The organism is Lapidilactobacillus mulanensis, assembly GCF_003946215.1.
GTDB lineage: Bacteria > Bacillota > Bacilli > Lactobacillales > Lactobacillaceae > Lapidilactobacillus > Lapidilactobacillus mulanensis.
On sequence record NZ_RHOW01000047.1, the window covers coordinates 1 to 15,023 of the forward strand.

General features: G+C 42.9%; 13 protein-coding genes. 4 read left to right on the plus strand and 9 right to left on the minus strand.

Annotated features, from left to right (window positions below; all coding sequences use genetic code 11):
• The 6 genes from EKM67_RS09360 to EKM67_RS09385 form a co-directional block, all read right to left on the minus strand.
• Nucleotides 1-547 (minus strand): ABC transporter substrate-binding protein (locus tag EKM67_RS09360; RefSeq protein ID WP_225417361.1); only part of this gene is annotated, 547 nt, incomplete at its 3' end.
• A gap of 510 nt (nucleotides 548-1,057) precedes the next feature.
• The gene (locus EKM67_RS09365; RefSeq protein ID WP_125578756.1) at nucleotides 1,058-1,249 is read right to left on the minus strand and encodes a hypothetical protein; all 192 of its coding nucleotides are present in this window, start codon (nucleotides 1,247-1,249) and stop codon (nucleotides 1,058-1,060) included.
• A gap of 534 nt (nucleotides 1,250-1,783) precedes the next feature.
• The gene (locus EKM67_RS09370) at nucleotides 1,784-3,064 is read right to left on the minus strand and encodes an ABC transporter permease (protein WP_125578757.1); all 1,281 of its coding nucleotides are present in this window, start codon (nucleotides 3,062-3,064) and stop codon (nucleotides 1,784-1,786) included.
• Nucleotides 3,057-3,953 (minus strand): ABC transporter ATP-binding protein, encoded by an 897-nt coding sequence (locus EKM67_RS09375; RefSeq protein WP_125578758.1) that lies wholly within the window; start codon nucleotides 3,951-3,953, stop codon nucleotides 3,057-3,059. The genes EKM67_RS09370 and EKM67_RS09375 overlap by 8 nt, the downstream gene beginning before the upstream one ends.
• Nucleotides 3,954-4,468: 515 nt before the next feature.
• Entirely contained in the window at nucleotides 4,469-7,072 is a 2,604-nt protein-coding gene (locus EKM67_RS09380) for an FtsX-like permease family protein (RefSeq protein ID WP_125578759.1), read from the minus strand.
• A 5-nt stretch (nucleotides 7,073-7,077) separates the two neighbouring features.
• Nucleotides 7,078-7,782: an ABC transporter ATP-binding protein gene (locus EKM67_RS09385; protein ID WP_125578760.1), complete on the minus strand. Its 705-nt coding sequence runs from the start codon at nucleotides 7,780-7,782 to the stop codon at nucleotides 7,078-7,080.
• Between the two features lie 258 nt (nucleotides 7,783-8,040).
• On the opposite strand from EKM67_RS09385, the gene EKM67_RS09390 reads away from it, so the two are divergent.
• Entirely contained in the window at nucleotides 8,041-8,511 is a 471-nt protein-coding gene (locus EKM67_RS09390) for a glutathione peroxidase (RefSeq protein ID WP_125578761.1), read from the plus strand.
• A gap of 86 nt (nucleotides 8,512-8,597) precedes the next feature.
• Here the strand turns inward: EKM67_RS09390 and EKM67_RS09395 are convergent, their stop codons facing one another.
• On the minus strand, nucleotides 8,598-9,266 hold the full coding sequence (locus EKM67_RS09395) for an alpha/beta fold hydrolase (protein ID WP_125578762.1): 669 nt from the start codon (nucleotides 9,264-9,266) through the stop codon (nucleotides 8,598-8,600).
• An 85-nt stretch (nucleotides 9,267-9,351) separates the two neighbouring features.
• On the opposite strand from EKM67_RS09395, the gene EKM67_RS09400 reads away from it, so the two are divergent.
• Nucleotides 9,352-9,594 (plus strand): hypothetical protein, encoded by a 243-nt coding sequence (locus EKM67_RS09400; protein ID WP_125578763.1) that lies wholly within the window; start codon nucleotides 9,352-9,354, stop codon nucleotides 9,592-9,594.
• A 182-nt stretch (nucleotides 9,595-9,776) separates the two neighbouring features.
• Here EKM67_RS09400 and EKM67_RS09405 read toward each other — a convergent pair whose 3' ends face one another.
• Nucleotides 9,777-10,613 (minus strand): glycosyltransferase family 2 protein, encoded by an 837-nt coding sequence (locus EKM67_RS09405; protein ID WP_125578764.1) that lies wholly within the window; start codon nucleotides 10,611-10,613, stop codon nucleotides 9,777-9,779.
• Between the two features lie 1,109 nt (nucleotides 10,614-11,722).
• Between EKM67_RS09405 and EKM67_RS09410 the strand changes: the two genes are divergently transcribed.
• Nucleotides 11,723-12,550, plus strand: a complete 828-nt coding sequence (locus EKM67_RS09410) for a tyrosine-protein phosphatase (protein ID WP_125578765.1) — start codon at nucleotides 11,723-11,725, stop codon at nucleotides 12,548-12,550.
• A gap of 11 nt (nucleotides 12,551-12,561) precedes the next feature.
• On the plus strand, nucleotides 12,562-13,494 hold the full coding sequence (locus EKM67_RS09415) for an alpha/beta hydrolase (RefSeq protein ID WP_125578766.1): 933 nt from the start codon (nucleotides 12,562-12,564) through the stop codon (nucleotides 13,492-13,494).
• Between the two features lie 686 nt (nucleotides 13,495-14,180).
• Here the strand turns inward: EKM67_RS09415 and EKM67_RS09420 are convergent.
• Nucleotides 14,181-15,023 (minus strand): hypothetical protein (locus tag EKM67_RS09420; protein ID WP_225417362.1); only part of this gene is annotated, 843 nt, incomplete at its 5' end.

Below are 15,023 nucleotides of genomic sequence, written 5' to 3' on the forward strand. Positions count from 1 at the left end.
CAGGCGCATTCAATGTGTATTGCAAGGTGTGATCATTAACAGCCTTGATCCCAACCGTGCTGAAATCCTTAGTCTTACCATTTACATAATCATCCAAGCCTTTGATACTGTCTTGAACAACATATAAAGTTTCTGACTTAGCTGCAACGGCATGTTTCAAACCAGTCACGAAGTCTTGAGCCTTAACTGTACCTTGCTCATTACCCTCACTGTCGGACCATTTGTCGTTCGTGCGTAAATGATAAGTATAAGTTAAACCATCTTTGCTGACGTCCCATGATTTAGCAACACCGGCAACTAATTGACCATATTTATCACGAGTCAATAAACCTTCGACGAACTCCTGAGTATGAACACTGTTAGTTGCACGTGAGGTTACCGTGTAATCAAACGTGGTTGGATCAGTCGAATAAATATATGAATATTCTGTTGGTGCTTTGTCGGATGAGCCGCTTTCTGATGAGCTTGAGCCGTTACCACAAGCTGCGCCCAACAATGCAACGCTCACCAGCATTGTTGCCATTAATCCTTTCTTTTGCCACTTCATTCTAATTCCTCCGCTTCATATAATCGCCTAAGATATTTTGCCAGAAAGATTAAACATTTCTAGTGAATGATAGAATTGTATGATTATTAGAGAATAATGTCAACACTTTTTCACTAAAAACTTTTTATTATTTTAATTTAAGTTTCATTTATAACCATTGCAATCGATATCAATACCGGTATATCAGTAAATAATTATTGCCATTAAAAAAAACATAAAAAAGTAAATATTAAATCGAATATTAGAATATAGATTTATATTAGAGTTTATATATTTAGTTTAATTAAGTGCTTATTATTAAAGATTACCCACTGATTTAATCGCATAACAGATACTGATGGATTCTACTTAATTAGTGATTAAGAAGTCGTTCGCCAAAAAAATTGGTCTCAGGATGTCATCTGAGCGAATAATTAGAACCTTCTCATTTTTAGATAAATAAAAACACCAGATTGAGTAGAGCAAAATATCGCTCCGCTCTTGATCTGGTGTTTATTTGATTAGTTTGATTTATTTCCGATGGCTACTAAACAACGCCGCCCCCGTAATCACGATACCAATTACGAGCAGAATAGCCATCGGCCCATTGAGAACGCCGGTCTTGAGATAATCGTGAATGAGTAAATAGACGCCGGCGATCCAAATGAGTATTGCAATCAATATGGTGAGTGTGTGATCAGAATCAGAATTACGATTAAACATTGTGGCCTCTTTCTTGGTAATTACTAAAAACTAGTCGTTTGGTTCCGGCATTTTTATAGTTCTGCGTAACTGATTTATAGTGCAACTTTATTTTCCAGATGACAAAAAGGCGGACGGGATTATCACTCAATTTTTTTAGAAGAACTATTCTCAGTGAAGGCACAATGTCAATCACACTTGAGGAACCCTGTTATTAACATCCTAGCCTAAACGAAATAGGTTTAGGCAGAAGTTGCGGAAGAAAATAGTGGGATTGCAGTGGTATTTCTGTTAATGAGCGGTTTTGGCGAATTTACAGAAAGGGAAAATATGAGATCCGGCGGTTTTTCGGAGCTCATATTTTAGGCGGAAGAATTTCCGGTCTTTGGAAATCCTGCAGCCGTCCCCACAGCAACCTCCCACTATTTTCTGGAGCGACTTCTGCCGCAGGTAGACTAATTTTTACGTACTTCGAAGCCAATTCGGTTTTTAATTTGGCTGAGCGCTGTCCCCACAGCATTCTGAGTCAACTGCTACCAAAGGCAAATCTATCTTTTATTGCTTGCGGCTTCTCCGGTTCGTCAAAATATTAAACGAGCTACGCATCGATTGCCACACATTGCCATCCGAATAAACTAAAACGTTGGCGCGATACAAGGTCAACGACAAGAAATACAATAACACCATTGCCACGATCGAAATCGCCAAGGACAACCAAGCCTCAGCGCCCGACGCGGCCTCCGTCGCCAGCCGAGCTGGCATCACGATTGGGGAAATAAGTGGAATGTAGGCCGCAATCCGGACTAATAAGGCGTCGCTCCCATTTGCAGACATCAATCCGATCACATACGCGAAAACCGCGAAGAACGTAATCGGTGTGACCACTTGTTGAACTTGTTCAACAGAACTCACGAGTGATCCCAACATCGCCGAAACAATCGTATAGGTCAGAATGCCGATAATGAAAAAGGCGATCGTCATTAAAATTTGCAGCGACCAAAAGCTTGGCAAAGTTAGAGAACTCAAGATCGACTTCAATTGTGGATATTGCCCGAATAAATAGTTGTTCATAAACGTTCGACCGCCAATAAATAGCACGCCATAGACAGCCAGTTGCGTTAAGATCAATGCGAAAATCCCACAAATTTTACCCAGGAACTGGGTTTTCACATCGATACTAGACAGAATGATTTCCATAATGCGCGTGCCTTTTTCTGAAGCCACTTCGCTAGCGATCATTCCGGCATAACTCATGATGAAGACCATCATCACCACGGCAACTGCGGTTGCTAAGACCACGTTGATAGTTCGTTGGTTTTCATTACGCATCACTTGTTTGCCATCTTTGAAAGAAACCGCCTTGTGGGTCGTCTCAGTCGGTTGTAAAAGTTGCGTTAGTTGCGACTGGCTGAGTTTCAATCTGGTGGCTTGATATTGTAAATTCAGTTGCGTCAATTGCGCATCCAAGGTCGTTGTCGGCAAATCTTGACCATCAGTGCGATTGACATAAGCCACTTTTAAATTTTGTTTTTCAGTCGTGATCACGGCGTAACCATCTAATTTTTCCTGGCTCAAGGCTTTTTGTGCCGCCTTCTGGGTCGTGATTTTGCGATCCACTTTTAAATTGTCCGCCTTGATTTGTTTCAACGCGGGTTGTAACTCAGCTTGTGGCGTGACGATCGCCATCTTGACGTCCTCTTGTGATCGCACGATGAAATAACCGATCAATCCACCGACTAAGGCAATCACGATCGGCGCGATCACCATCCAGATGAAGGAACCACTGCGTAAATTTTTTAAATAGACTTGGCGGAAAACTGTTTTGAACTTACTCATTGGGCTCACCTGCTTTCATCTTGAAAATTTCTTCGAGCGTCGGTGGTTGTTGATTAAATTCAGGAATATAGCCGTTCTTTGTGGCCAAGTCGAACACGCGATGGCCCGCTGCTTCTTCGGCCAACGTGATCTCGAGCGCCTGACGATGAGGCACGACCGAGATTACCCCAGGAATCGCCTGTACTTCTTCGGCGGTCAGATTTGACTCCAACGATAATTTGACCCGACCGAAACTTTGGCGGACGTCTGCAACGGTGCCTTTTAAAACCATCTTACCCAAACGCAGCATTACCAATTGATCACTGACCTGCTCGACATTATCCATATTATGATCCGAATAAATAATCGCTGCGCCCTGCTTTTTGATCTCCATGATGCCTTCCCGTAAAATCCCTACGTTCACAGGATCGAGGCCACTAAATGGCTCGTCCAAAATAACCAACTGGGGATGATGGATCAGGGTGGCGATCAGCTGCACTTTTTGCGCATTTCCTTTAGAAAGATCTTTAATTTTATCGTTTGGCTTCGCCTTCACTTCGAAACGCGACAACCACTTGGGAATTTCTCGACGAATCTCTGCCCGCTTCATCCCGCGCAACTCCGCGAAATAAATAATCTGATTCTCAACCGTCATCTTCGGAAACAGCCCGCGTTCTTCCGGGAGATAACCCAATTCATCATATTGCTTCTGCGTAAATGGCGCATCGTTCCAAGTGACCGTGCCCTGATCAGGTTCGATGAAATTCAAGATCATTCGAAACGTCGTCGTTTTGCCCGCACCGTTCTGCCCGATCAAGCCCAGAATCTCGCCATGATGTAAATCGAAATTAACATCATCAACGGCCTTCATATCGCCGAATGATTTCGTCAAATGTTGCAATGATAGCATTTTAATTCCTCCATCCTCTTGTAACCGGTTCATGGCATAATGATACCGTACGCCTAACAGAAGCGCAATGGATATACACACCACACAAAAAGGTTCCTGAAATCGAAGTTCACTCATGCCATCTCAATCAAAAAATCCTTGAGTAAAGCAACAATGAAACTCAGATTGCAGGAACCCGGCTTTGTTATTTGAATCTTACGCTAAATAAAATCAAGTTTAGGGAGAAGTTGCGGAGGAAAATAGACAGATTGCAGTGATATTTCTGTTAATGAGCGAGTTTTGCGAATCTGCTTTAGCCGTTCGAACCTTCGTGAGTTACGGATAATGACATCGTTAAAGCCATGATAGCCAGTACAGAAAGGGGCGCTTTAGAGATTTTTCGCGGTCTTCGAAAAAGCTCTAAACGTGATTTAAGACAATTTGCTTTTGAATTGGCTTAAATCTATCCCCCACAGCAATCCCGTCTATTTTCCGGAGCAACTTCGACCGCAGGTAGATAATAATTTTTTCAAGCTTTATTCGTTAGCCTTTAGTGCCTCGATCATATCGACTCGTTTCAACTTAAAGTGAGTCACGATCATGACGATCACGGTAAAGATGATGGTCATCAGAATAGCCGTAATATAGCCTGTGGCGCTAATGATCAGTGGAAAAATCACATCGGCGGTTTCGGCCTGGTGCAAAATAAACCAGGTCAATAAATTCCCGAATCCTAAACCAACGATAATTCCCATGATCGTCAGTAACACATTCTCGCGAACAACGTACATCGTCATTTCTCGATCGAAAAATCCCAAGACTTTGATCGTCGACAACTCGCGAATTCGCTCGGACACATTAATGTTGGTCAGATTATAAAGCACGATGAATGACAGCAAGCCCGATAAAATAATAAAAATCAAAACGATCGGTCTTAGGCTCGCCGTTTGCGTATCAACCGCATCAATTTGCGTTGATAAGTAGGAATTATTGACGACTTCGCCGGTTTTCAATAATTGGCTGGCTAATTTCTTTTCTTGTGCCTTGGTCTGAGTCTTTAATTTAACCAACCAGGTCGATGGTTGATAACGTTTCGTCAACGCCTCGTTCAAATAATCCTTGCACATGTAAATGAAATGCCCGGCATAATTATCGGTAATGCCGCTCACCTTAATCTGATAAGGACGATTATCCGCGTCACGCAGCGTTAACTTATCGCCTGCTTGTACGTTTAACAATTTGGCGGCTTTGCGACTCAGCAACGCACCGTTCTTCGGAATCGCCTGGGATAATTTAACATACTGGCGGAATTTCTGCGGTTGATTCGTGGCGTACAGCGAAACGGCATCCACGGATTCTCCGCTACGTTGTAACTTGACCATTTCCATATACACCGGTAAATGTGCCCGATATTTAGAATCGTCTTTTAGAATTTTAGCCGTCTTTGTTGTTTTAGCGCCGTCATCATCGAGGCTGAGCACCGATTGATAATTCAGAATTTGGTGGAATTCGGTTTGACCCGAATAATCGATGGAGTCGCGGATCCCGAATCCGGTTAAAATCAACCCCGTTCCGCCAGCAATTCCCAAAATTGCCATCCACATTCTCGACTTAAAGCGGAAAAGATTGCGATAACTGACCTTCTGATTAAAACTCAAGCGTCGCCATAACGGCGTGATGCGCTCAAGCAAGATTCGTTTACCTGCCTTGGGCGCCTTCGCTTGCATTAGAGCCGCCGGTTTTTCGCGTAGTTCTCGATTGACGACGATCAATACCGCACCCAATGAAGCAAATAATGACAATAAGATGGCGATGCCAATTGTCGGCCAATCATAATTCACGGAACTGGCTGGATAAACGTATTGATTCTGCATCATCGAGACGACAATTTGAGGCAAAGTGTTGGTGCCGGCAATCACACCGATCACAATTCCCAACGCCGCCGCGAATAATGCGTACAAATAATAGTTCTGAGAAATTTCGGACCGCGTGTAACCCAGCGCCTTAAATGTTCCGATCTGTGTGCGTTCCTCTTCCACCATCCGCGTGATCGTCGTGAAGGTGATCAGAATAGCGATCAAGAAGAAAATCAGCGGAAAGACATTGGCGATCGCCGCAATTCGATCGGCTAAATCACCATAGCCGGTAAAACCAGGCAAGTCTGAACGATCATTGAAATATAATTTGGTCTTGGCTAGCTGGTCAACTTGCTTTTTAGCGGCGGTAATATTGGCTTGCGCAATTTGCAGCTGAGCTTCTTGCGCACTAATATCAGGTGTGGTCGTCACTTTCCCTTGACTAGCTTGTTGCACCTGCTGTTTGGCAAGTGTTAATTGAGTTTGTGCGCGTTTCAGACCAGCTTCTTGCGCATCGATTGGTTTTAAGGCTTGGCTGCGAACTTCTTGATCGCGAACTTTAGCCCGCCCGGCAAAATAAGTCTTGAGTTTCTTAACCTTCTGATCGATCTGCTTCTGATAAGTAGTGCCATAACTATTCCGATTCTGCAAACTCGTGAAACGTAAATAAACGCTCGAATAAACTGACGCCTTAAAATTGGCCGTCGCTGTATAAGCAAAATAATCTACGGTACCATCGCCAACTGTCGTCGTTCCCCGTGAACTCTGATGAATAAAAAGAGGCGACGTGGCAAAGCCGACGATCCGATACGTCTGGCGTTTCAGCTGATCATTGGTCAACTTGATCGTATCGCCGATTTGATAATTATTTTCACTAGCCAGGTTATCAAGCACGATTTGATTGGCTTTTCGTGGTAAATGACCCTTAATTAAATAGAGTTGATTTAATTGATCTTTTTTGGCATAGCTATAGAGTTGGATCGTGTCACTATTTTTACTGCTGATGGCATCGACCGATTTGCTCGGCTGCACTTGCGCGCCAGTCATTTTTTCAGCCAGTTGGACATCACGATCGGTTAAACCCGTCGTCGACATAATTTGGACGTCGCTGGCCTTCTGGCTCTTTAAATAGGCGGTGGCATTATTGTATAGATCTGGGCCGCTGGATTTGATGCCGACGAATAATAGTACCCCCAGCATAATAATCAACACGATAGCGATGAATCGACCCCAGCTACCGCGAATTTTACGATGGAGCAAATGAAATTGCAGTTGATTTTTCATGTGGCTCACCATTCGATCTCGTCAATGGCAGTCGGATGCGGATTTTCGACGATATCGCGAACTTTCGCGTCATTAATATGGATCACACGATCGGCCATCGGTGCCAAAGCGGCGTTATGCGTGATGATCAAGACCGTCTGTCCGCTCTTGCGGCTAACATCTTGCAATAATTTCAAGACTTGTTTACCAGTCTCGAAATCTAAGGCACCGGTCGGTTCATCCGCCAATAAAAGTTTCGGGTTCTTAGCCAACGCCCGCGCGATCGCCACACGTTGTTGCTCGCCACCAGATAATTGCGAGGGAAAATTATCCATCCGTTTTGCCAAACCGACTTCTTCCAAAATCGTGGTCGGATCCAAGGCATCTGGTGCTACCGCCGTTGCCAACTCCACATTTTCTTTCGCGGTCAAATTCGGCACCAAATTATAAAATTGAAAAACAAAGCCGACATCCGTTCGTCGATAGGCGGTTAATTGACGGTTAGAAAACTGAGCGATATCTACCTCGTCGATCAAAATTTGCCCAGAAGTCGGCGTATCCATCCCGCCAAGAATATTTAAAATAGTAGATTTACCCGCGCCACTAGGTCCGAGGATCACGGCGAGTTCACCTTTTTTAACACTAAAATTTAGGGCATCGTTAGCGATGATCGTTTGCTCGCCCATTTGATATTTTTTACTTGCATTGACAACTTCAATATAATTAGCCATGTCAACGTCCTTTCAACCTGTCATCACAAGTCAACAGTAATTATCGCTAGAAATTGCGGTCTAGTCATAGTTATTGTCGCTTGTTTCTCAATTAATCATACACGTTTTCAGTTTAACAAAGCAATCGGTAAACGTATCTGGCACAAAATAATAATGTGCGCACTTAAATCGGCGCTCTCTTAAAAAGCCCTTAACTTTGAGCAAGAAATTACAAGTAAATTTTTCTCAGCGGTATACTAATAGTAAGGAGGCGTTAATATGTCAATTTATGATTATGAAGTTGTTTTAGCAGATGGCACTAAATATAAGTTAGACGAATATCGTGGCAAACCAATGGTCATCGTGAATACCGCGACGAAATGTGGATTCGCGCCACAATTTGAGGCCTTGGAACAGATCTATGAAGAATATCGTGGCCGTGATTTAGTCGTGCTCGGTTTCCCATCGAATCAATTCAAACAAGAACTCGACGACACTCAAGAGGCGGTCGAATCTTGTCGCACAACCTATGGCGTCGAATTCCCAATGCACGAAATTCGCGACGTAAACGGCAATGACGCCTGGCCACTTTTCCAATATTTGGCGACCGAAAAACCAGGAACACTGGGCAAGGATATCAAATGGAACTTCACCAAGTTTCTAGTCGATCGCGATGGCAACGTCGTTAAACGCTATGCACCAAAAACGATCCCAGATAAAATGAAACCAGATATTGAAAAAGTGCTGTGATATTTTCGAGATCAATTCACACCGACCAAACAAATAAGCTCACGTAAAAGTCGTCTGACTTTTTACGTGAGCTTATTTCGTCGATTCTATTCTGGTTGCGATTTACAAAACTTACGAATGATCGGTAATAACTTAAAGCTATCAACCACATAACTACTATGGGTTTCTTTCGGCAAGATCAACAAACGATTATTGGGGATCTGATCGGAAATATAACGCGTGTGGCTGATCTTGACAGAATCTTTCTCGCCGGCCATCACGAGCGTCGGAATCTGGATCCGTTGCAGATCTGCCTTAGTAATATTCGGCTCGGTGTTTAGGATCCGCAATTCCGGCCGCTGGGTCACCAAATGCCAGCCCCAATATACGAAGCGATCGCGACGATGTAAGCCATTTGGATTCAAGTTGGCGCCACTGATCATTAATTTTTGTAACAACTGCGGATGTTGACTAGCCACTAACAAGCCGATGATCCCGCCATCACTAAAGCCATATAATAACGGCTCCTTCAGATCGAGTTGCTTAATAAAATCGACCACGTCATTAGCCATGTCCTGATAATGTAGCTCGGAAACTCGCGCACTTTTACCATGACCCCGATTATCCAAGGCATACACATGAAAATAGGCACTCAAAGTCGGCATCAGCTTATCAAAAATCTGATGCGTTTCGCCATTGCCATGCAACAAAATCAGCGGCTGACCCTGCCCGCTTTGAACATAATAAAGTTTCGTATGATTCACATTTATTTCCATAATTACCCCCGTCGAAATTGGCGATTGCTTATCATTGTATGTTTGTGCGTTCTCTCGTTATAATTAAAGAAAAGGAGTGATTCTAATGAATGAAGATGTCCTGTTTAATCCCGGTGACGCCATCGCCAACGCCCACGATTTCGCAGCAGCCCGTGTCAGCGCCGAGATCTACAAACAACGCAACGCCTTACAATCACCACTGATCATCGTTGAAGACCCCGCGAAGAAAGATTCATTTGCCGTTTACTTCGAAAAAGACAAACAAGTTGACCCCAAAGATACCGCAACGATCGTTAAATACCACGTGAGAGAAAGACTTGAACAGTAAAAGCTGCGAGGCACCACGGTTGAAATTGAGGATTAACGCGACAGATTCAAAAAATCGGTCCTTAGATTTTTAGAATCTGTTCGTTAACCGGAAATTTCAGTGGTGACGAACGCGATTAGCTGTGAGAAGTGGCCGCTTTGAAATTAGTACTTAACGCAACAATCTTACATTTCACTTTGTTGTCATTTAGACAATGACTTCAAATCCTTCGCACGTTTAAGATTGGATTTGCGATATTTCAATTGTTTCTTTTGTTGGCGACCATGTTTTTTTACACTTTGCTCGGCCGCATTTGTATGATTCAATTCTTGTAAGATTCGATAGTTAGCGACCACCGTGTCAGGAACTTTTTGCAGATCGAAAGCGTGCACCAAACTGTCCGCACGTTGCACATAATGATAAAGTGGCTGTGTATCAAAGTAAAAATTGCGCGTTAAATTAATATACTGCACATTGAAGAGCTGGTCTTCCATCAAATCAATATCAGATGTGAATTCCAAACGATGTTGCTGAATCACAGAGGTCAAATAACCCTTATTCCAAGTATAACCGCGCACACTGCCCGTGAGTTTCAACACACGGCTCAACATTTCCTTACGCGTTAAAATACCGGATTCGGCCTGTAGCGCTGCGGAGCGACCGCGTGGATCTAAATAATACCCGCAAACAACCATCGCGGCATGCGAATCTTGGAAGGCTTTGACCATGAACTCAATGAATTGACGTTCGACCCAATCATCGCCATCGACAAAAGTCAGATATTCACCTGTTACTTGCTGAAGTCCGAAGTTGCGTGTTTCAGAGACGCCATGATTTTCACGATGGAAAATCTGGATCCGCGAATCTGATTGCGCCCAATAATCGAGGCGCTCACCGGTGCCGTCGGTGGAGCCATCGTCGATAAAAATTAGTTCCAACTGGCTATATGTTTGTTTGATCAGGCTACGGATGCAACGATCCATGTATGCGCGCACGTTATAAAAGGGCACGATGATACTAAATAAGGGTGTCAGTGACATTGATATCCACCTTTCATACTTGTATTCAGTATATACGTTCAGGTTGGATTGGTAAAATCATTTGGGATTCTTAACGCTAGTGTAGTAGAAAATATTAAGAATTCTATTCTACCTTCGGCAGAAGTTGCTCCAGAAAATAGTGGGATTGCTGTGGGGACGGCTGCAGGATTTCCAAAGGCCGGAAATTCTTCCGCCTAAAATATGAGCTCCGGAAAACCGTCGGATCTCATATTTTCCCATTTTGTAAATTCGCAAAACCCGCTCATTAACAAAATTACCACAGCAATCCCACTATTTTCTTCCGCAACTTCTGCCTAAACTTATTTCGTTTAGTGAAGAATTAGAATAACAGGGTTCCTCAAACTTGTTTGACATTGTTGCCTTGACTTTAAATAGTTCTTCTAAAAAGTGTGAGTGATAATCAAGTCCGCCTTTCGTCCTCTAGAAATTAAAGTTGCGGTACAAATTAGTCGCACAGGACTAGACGTTAACTCGAGTCACCACTATAAAACCGCCGAGATGAGTCAGAACGCGGAAGAAAAAGTTGCGACTCGCAGTGAAATTGTTCTTGCGGGACCAACTTATTTCCTAAATGTTCTCAGATGGGTTGACCAATAATTCGGTTACCACTTAAACCCAAGTCCCGCTAGAACAAGGGTGATCTTCAAGACTTTTGTGCTTTTCAAAAGGCTTGAAGTCATCCCCACAGCGAGGCGCAACATTTTTCTGCAGCGTTCTGACGGAACCAAACAAACTCCTACGCCACGCAAACAAAGCCTTCATGAATCAGCAGTAAGTTTCCCCCACATTCAATAGACTAGGTCGAAGTTGTGGAGGAAAAGTATGGACACACCGTGAAACTGGTGTTAGCGAGCGATTTTTGCTCGGTTACAGCAGGGGGCGCATTCGAGATTTTTGTGGTCTTCAAAAAGCTCGAATCGCAGGTGGAAGAATTTCCGTACTTTGGAAATCCTGGAACCGTCCCCACGGTGTTCGTCCATACTTTTCCGGAACAACTTCGACCGAAAGTAGACAAAATTTTTAATCTTTTTAATGGTTTTGATTTTTTATACTTACGCATCACAATTTTCAGAAGGAAGTGATCATTAATGGCTCAATCTTCAACTAATCTCAACAAAGTCGTTCCACCCGAGCGTGTGGTCGTCTTGAATGGCTCGATCAATTTCCGCGACCTAGGTGGCTACGCGAATAGTCACGGGCAAAAAATTGCCTGGCGGAAAATTTATCGTGCGGCTTCTTTAGGCGGCTTGACCGCTAGCGACCGCCATTTACTCGGTGACTTGGATATTGTCCACGATATTGATCTGCGCTCGCCTTCTGAGCAACAATCTTATCCAGATCAAACTTGGACGGGTGCCGAATTGATCAGCAATCCATTATATCCGCCAACGAATTTCGGGCGGATCATGAGCAATCATCGTGTTAGAAAGTTATTTAATTGGCGCCACGAAATCCCTAATCTCGAAAATCCGATCGCGCGGATTTATCAAAACGTGGTCTTGAGTAGCCATAGTCAACAAGCGTTTGCAAAAACATTTCAAATTTTATTAGACCAGCACGATAATGAAGCAACTGTTTTTCACTGTGCGGCTGGTAAAGATCGAACCGGTATGACTGCCGCCTTGATTCTAATGGCGTTGGAAGTGCCTGACGATGTGATCATTCAAGATTACTTGTTGACCAACGATCTGTACAACTATTCCGATAAACGCGAACCTCCCACCAATGATAAAATTCAGCAGGCGGTCGCCCAAATGAACACGCATGAAGGCGAAGCACTCTACATCGAAGGCGTGCTGAAAACGATCAACGAAGGCTACGGTGGCATCTCCGAATATTGGCAACACGCGCTACAACTATCCAAATCAGACTTACAAAAATTCCGTCAGAAATTCCTGATCGATAAACAAAAATGAGGTGATCCCCTATGAAATGGAAAAAAGCCGCGAGTATTCTCATCCCCACTATTTCTATCCTCGGATTGAGCCAAATCTCCACGAAATTTTATCGTTATGGTTTCGCACGCGTCGATCCACCACTGGCACCAGATACGGACGACCCAGACTATTTAGCTGCCTTTAATGAATTCAGTAGATGGCTTGGTCAGCAAGAAAAAGAGCACTGGTGGTTGTACGAAGATGATCCACGCAATCGAATTCACGCACTTTACTTACCTAATCCGCAGCCGACGAAAAAAGCCGTTGTGATCGCGCATGGCTATCATGGCAACGCACAAACAATGGCGGCTTACGCTAAAATGTTCCACGAACTGGGCTACAATGTGTTAATGCCCGACAATCGTGGTCACGGTGAAAGCTCTGGAGATTGGATCAACTTTGGTTGGTTGGATCGTCTCGATTATCGCGATTGGTGTTTAGATTTAGTCGAACATTTAGGTGAAGATTGCGAAGTGGTTCTTTTCGGAGTGAGCATGGGTGGTGCCATCGTCATGATGATGAGCGGTGAAATTTTACCCGAGCAAGTCAAAGCAATCATTGAAGATTGTGGCTACAGTTCATTGCATGAGCAACTTGCCTATCGCGCCAAAGTCGAATTTCATATGCCGCGATTTCCCACAATTCCGATTGCAAGTTTGATCAATCGCGTCGTTCTTGGTTTTGGATTAAACGATGTTGATTCGGTGAAAGCCTTGCAGGCAAATAAGCGGCCAATTTTCTTCATTCATGGTGAAAAAGACCATTACGTTCCCACCAGCATGTGTTTCAAAAACTTCGAGGCCACGAGCGCGCCAAAAGAAATGTGGATCGTTCCCAACGCCAAGCACGCCGAAGCTTTTGCAATCGATCCCGAGGAATATCAATCACGGGTGAGCACGTTTTTGAAAAGATTTGGACTATAGCGTCAATGAAAGTAACGAGAAAGTTTTATGCTCGTTGCTTTTTTCATATTTTCATCACAAATTTACCCCAGAAGAACCATTTTTGTCGCACACTTCTTTCAAACCTCGGCGGTATAGTTATCAACATAGAAAGCAGAGGTGATTGCAACGAAGCATCAGAATTTCTCCTTCGTCGCCTACTCCAGTGACGAAGTGATTTAGGCCCGTAGCCTAGTGATCCCCAAAACTAATTGCTAGTTTTCTTCATTTTTATTCCTCCCCTTATAAAATTGTGAATCATGGTGGTTCGAAATGATCGGCCAAGGCGATAAAAACACAGAATTCGTATTTTAATTCTTGTGGATTTATTCCTCGGACACATCCTTTCAATCATATGAGCACAATTAATGAATCTCTTATGCGCTAACTGAGTGCCCGCTCAGATTAGTTGCTAACGTCAATAGAAGTTGCCCGCTTCTCATTGACAAAACGTGTTCATGCAACTGCCCGGTTGTATGTCACATTTATCTATTCTTCCTCCGCTCATCAAGTTGCCCGCTTGATGGGCTTTTTTTGTAGCTTGTTAGTTTTGTTAGTGGTAAATTCGAATGCACGTCTCATTCGGTTGGGTTGCGTTAGTTCTGACTGATGATAGACCCTTTATACTTTTCAGGATTGACTCATTGCTCTCTGATGTTCCATCAAGATCAGATATTAGAGCTTTCATTTGTCACCTCTTTAACACTTAGTTTATGTTTCAAATCCGAAACGTTATAGACCCCGACATCGAACATAAAATTTTCTTCCCCCTTGATTAATAAATTTATTTTTTCCAGAATCTCATCCACAGCCAACTTGTGTTTCGTTAAAAACATTCTTTGTACGATTAAACTTCTTTGTTTTAAACCCACTGCTACAATTTTGTTATCATTCCCAAAGATAACAAAATTACCCAAAGTGCGTAAATAACCAACAGGAGACTGTATTTTAATATTTTTTGACAAAATTATTCCGCCTAATTCTAAATCTGAATTCGCAAATGTTTTTCCATTCATGTCAATAACTGTCTCATCAAATCTATACGCGTCCATAGAATCAAAAGTAACCTTCCCGTCTACAAAAATATGATTCTTTAATAAATCAACACTCATAAAACAATAAATGCTACTGACATAATCGTCTTGGTCAATAAATTGATTTAATTTAAAATGATTACTTAACTGCTGGATAAGTTGAATAAAATAGCCTAAATGATATCCAAATTCGATGGTATCAATATTTATCATGATTCTCTTGGCAACACAAAATTCAGCTTCTCTTAGGAATCTTTCATTCACGTCAGTTAATATGTCTTTATATGCCGTATAAATATCAAACAAGTGAGGATCTTTGTATGAAGTAGTCGTAGTCCCTGCGTGTTTATAGTAGTTATACAGAGCTACCGGAACATATGTAATCATCCGGCAATGACTCAATATTGGAATTGGATGTAGTATGAATCTATGGACACGATTTAGTATAATGCCATTATAGGAAGGATCGTGTTCTGA

What these genes read in the sequence shown, in the direction of transcription:
- EKM67_RS09410 (WP_125578765.1), top strand. Translation starts at nt 11,723, where the DNA reads ATGGCTCAATCTTCAACTAATCTCAACAAAGTCGTTCCACCCGAGCGT.
- EKM67_RS09415 (WP_125578766.1), top strand. Translation starts at nt 12,562, where the DNA reads ATGAAATGGAAAAAAGCCGCGAGTATTCTCATCCCCACTATTTCTATC.
- EKM67_RS09390 (WP_125578761.1), top strand. Translation starts at nt 8,041, where the DNA reads ATGTCAATTTATGATTATGAAGTTGTTTTAGCAGATGGCACTAAATAT.
- EKM67_RS09385 (WP_125578760.1), bottom strand. Translation starts at nt 7,782, where the DNA reads ATGGCTAATTATATTGAAGTTGTCAATGCAAGTAAAAAATATCAAATG.
- EKM67_RS09380 (WP_125578759.1), bottom strand. Translation starts at nt 7,072, where the DNA reads ATGAAAAATCAACTGCAATTTCATTTGCTCCATCGTAAAATTCGCGGT.
- EKM67_RS09395 (WP_125578762.1), bottom strand. Translation starts at nt 9,266, where the DNA reads ATGGAAATAAATGTGAATCATACGAAACTTTATTATGTTCAAAGCGGG.
- EKM67_RS09370 (WP_125578757.1), bottom strand. Translation starts at nt 3,064, where the DNA reads ATGAGTAAGTTCAAAACAGTTTTCCGCCAAGTCTATTTAAAAAATTTA.
- EKM67_RS09375 (WP_125578758.1), bottom strand. Translation starts at nt 3,953, where the DNA reads ATGCTATCATTGCAACATTTGACGAAATCATTCGGCGATATGAAGGCC.
- EKM67_RS09405 (WP_125578764.1), bottom strand. Translation starts at nt 10,613, where the DNA reads ATGTCACTGACACCCTTATTTAGTATCATCGTGCCCTTTTATAACGTG.
- EKM67_RS09400 (WP_125578763.1), top strand. Translation starts at nt 9,352, where the DNA reads ATGAATGAAGATGTCCTGTTTAATCCCGGTGACGCCATCGCCAACGCC.
- EKM67_RS09365 (WP_125578756.1), bottom strand. Translation starts at nt 1,249, where the DNA reads ATGTTTAATCGTAATTCTGATTCTGATCACACACTCACCATATTGATT.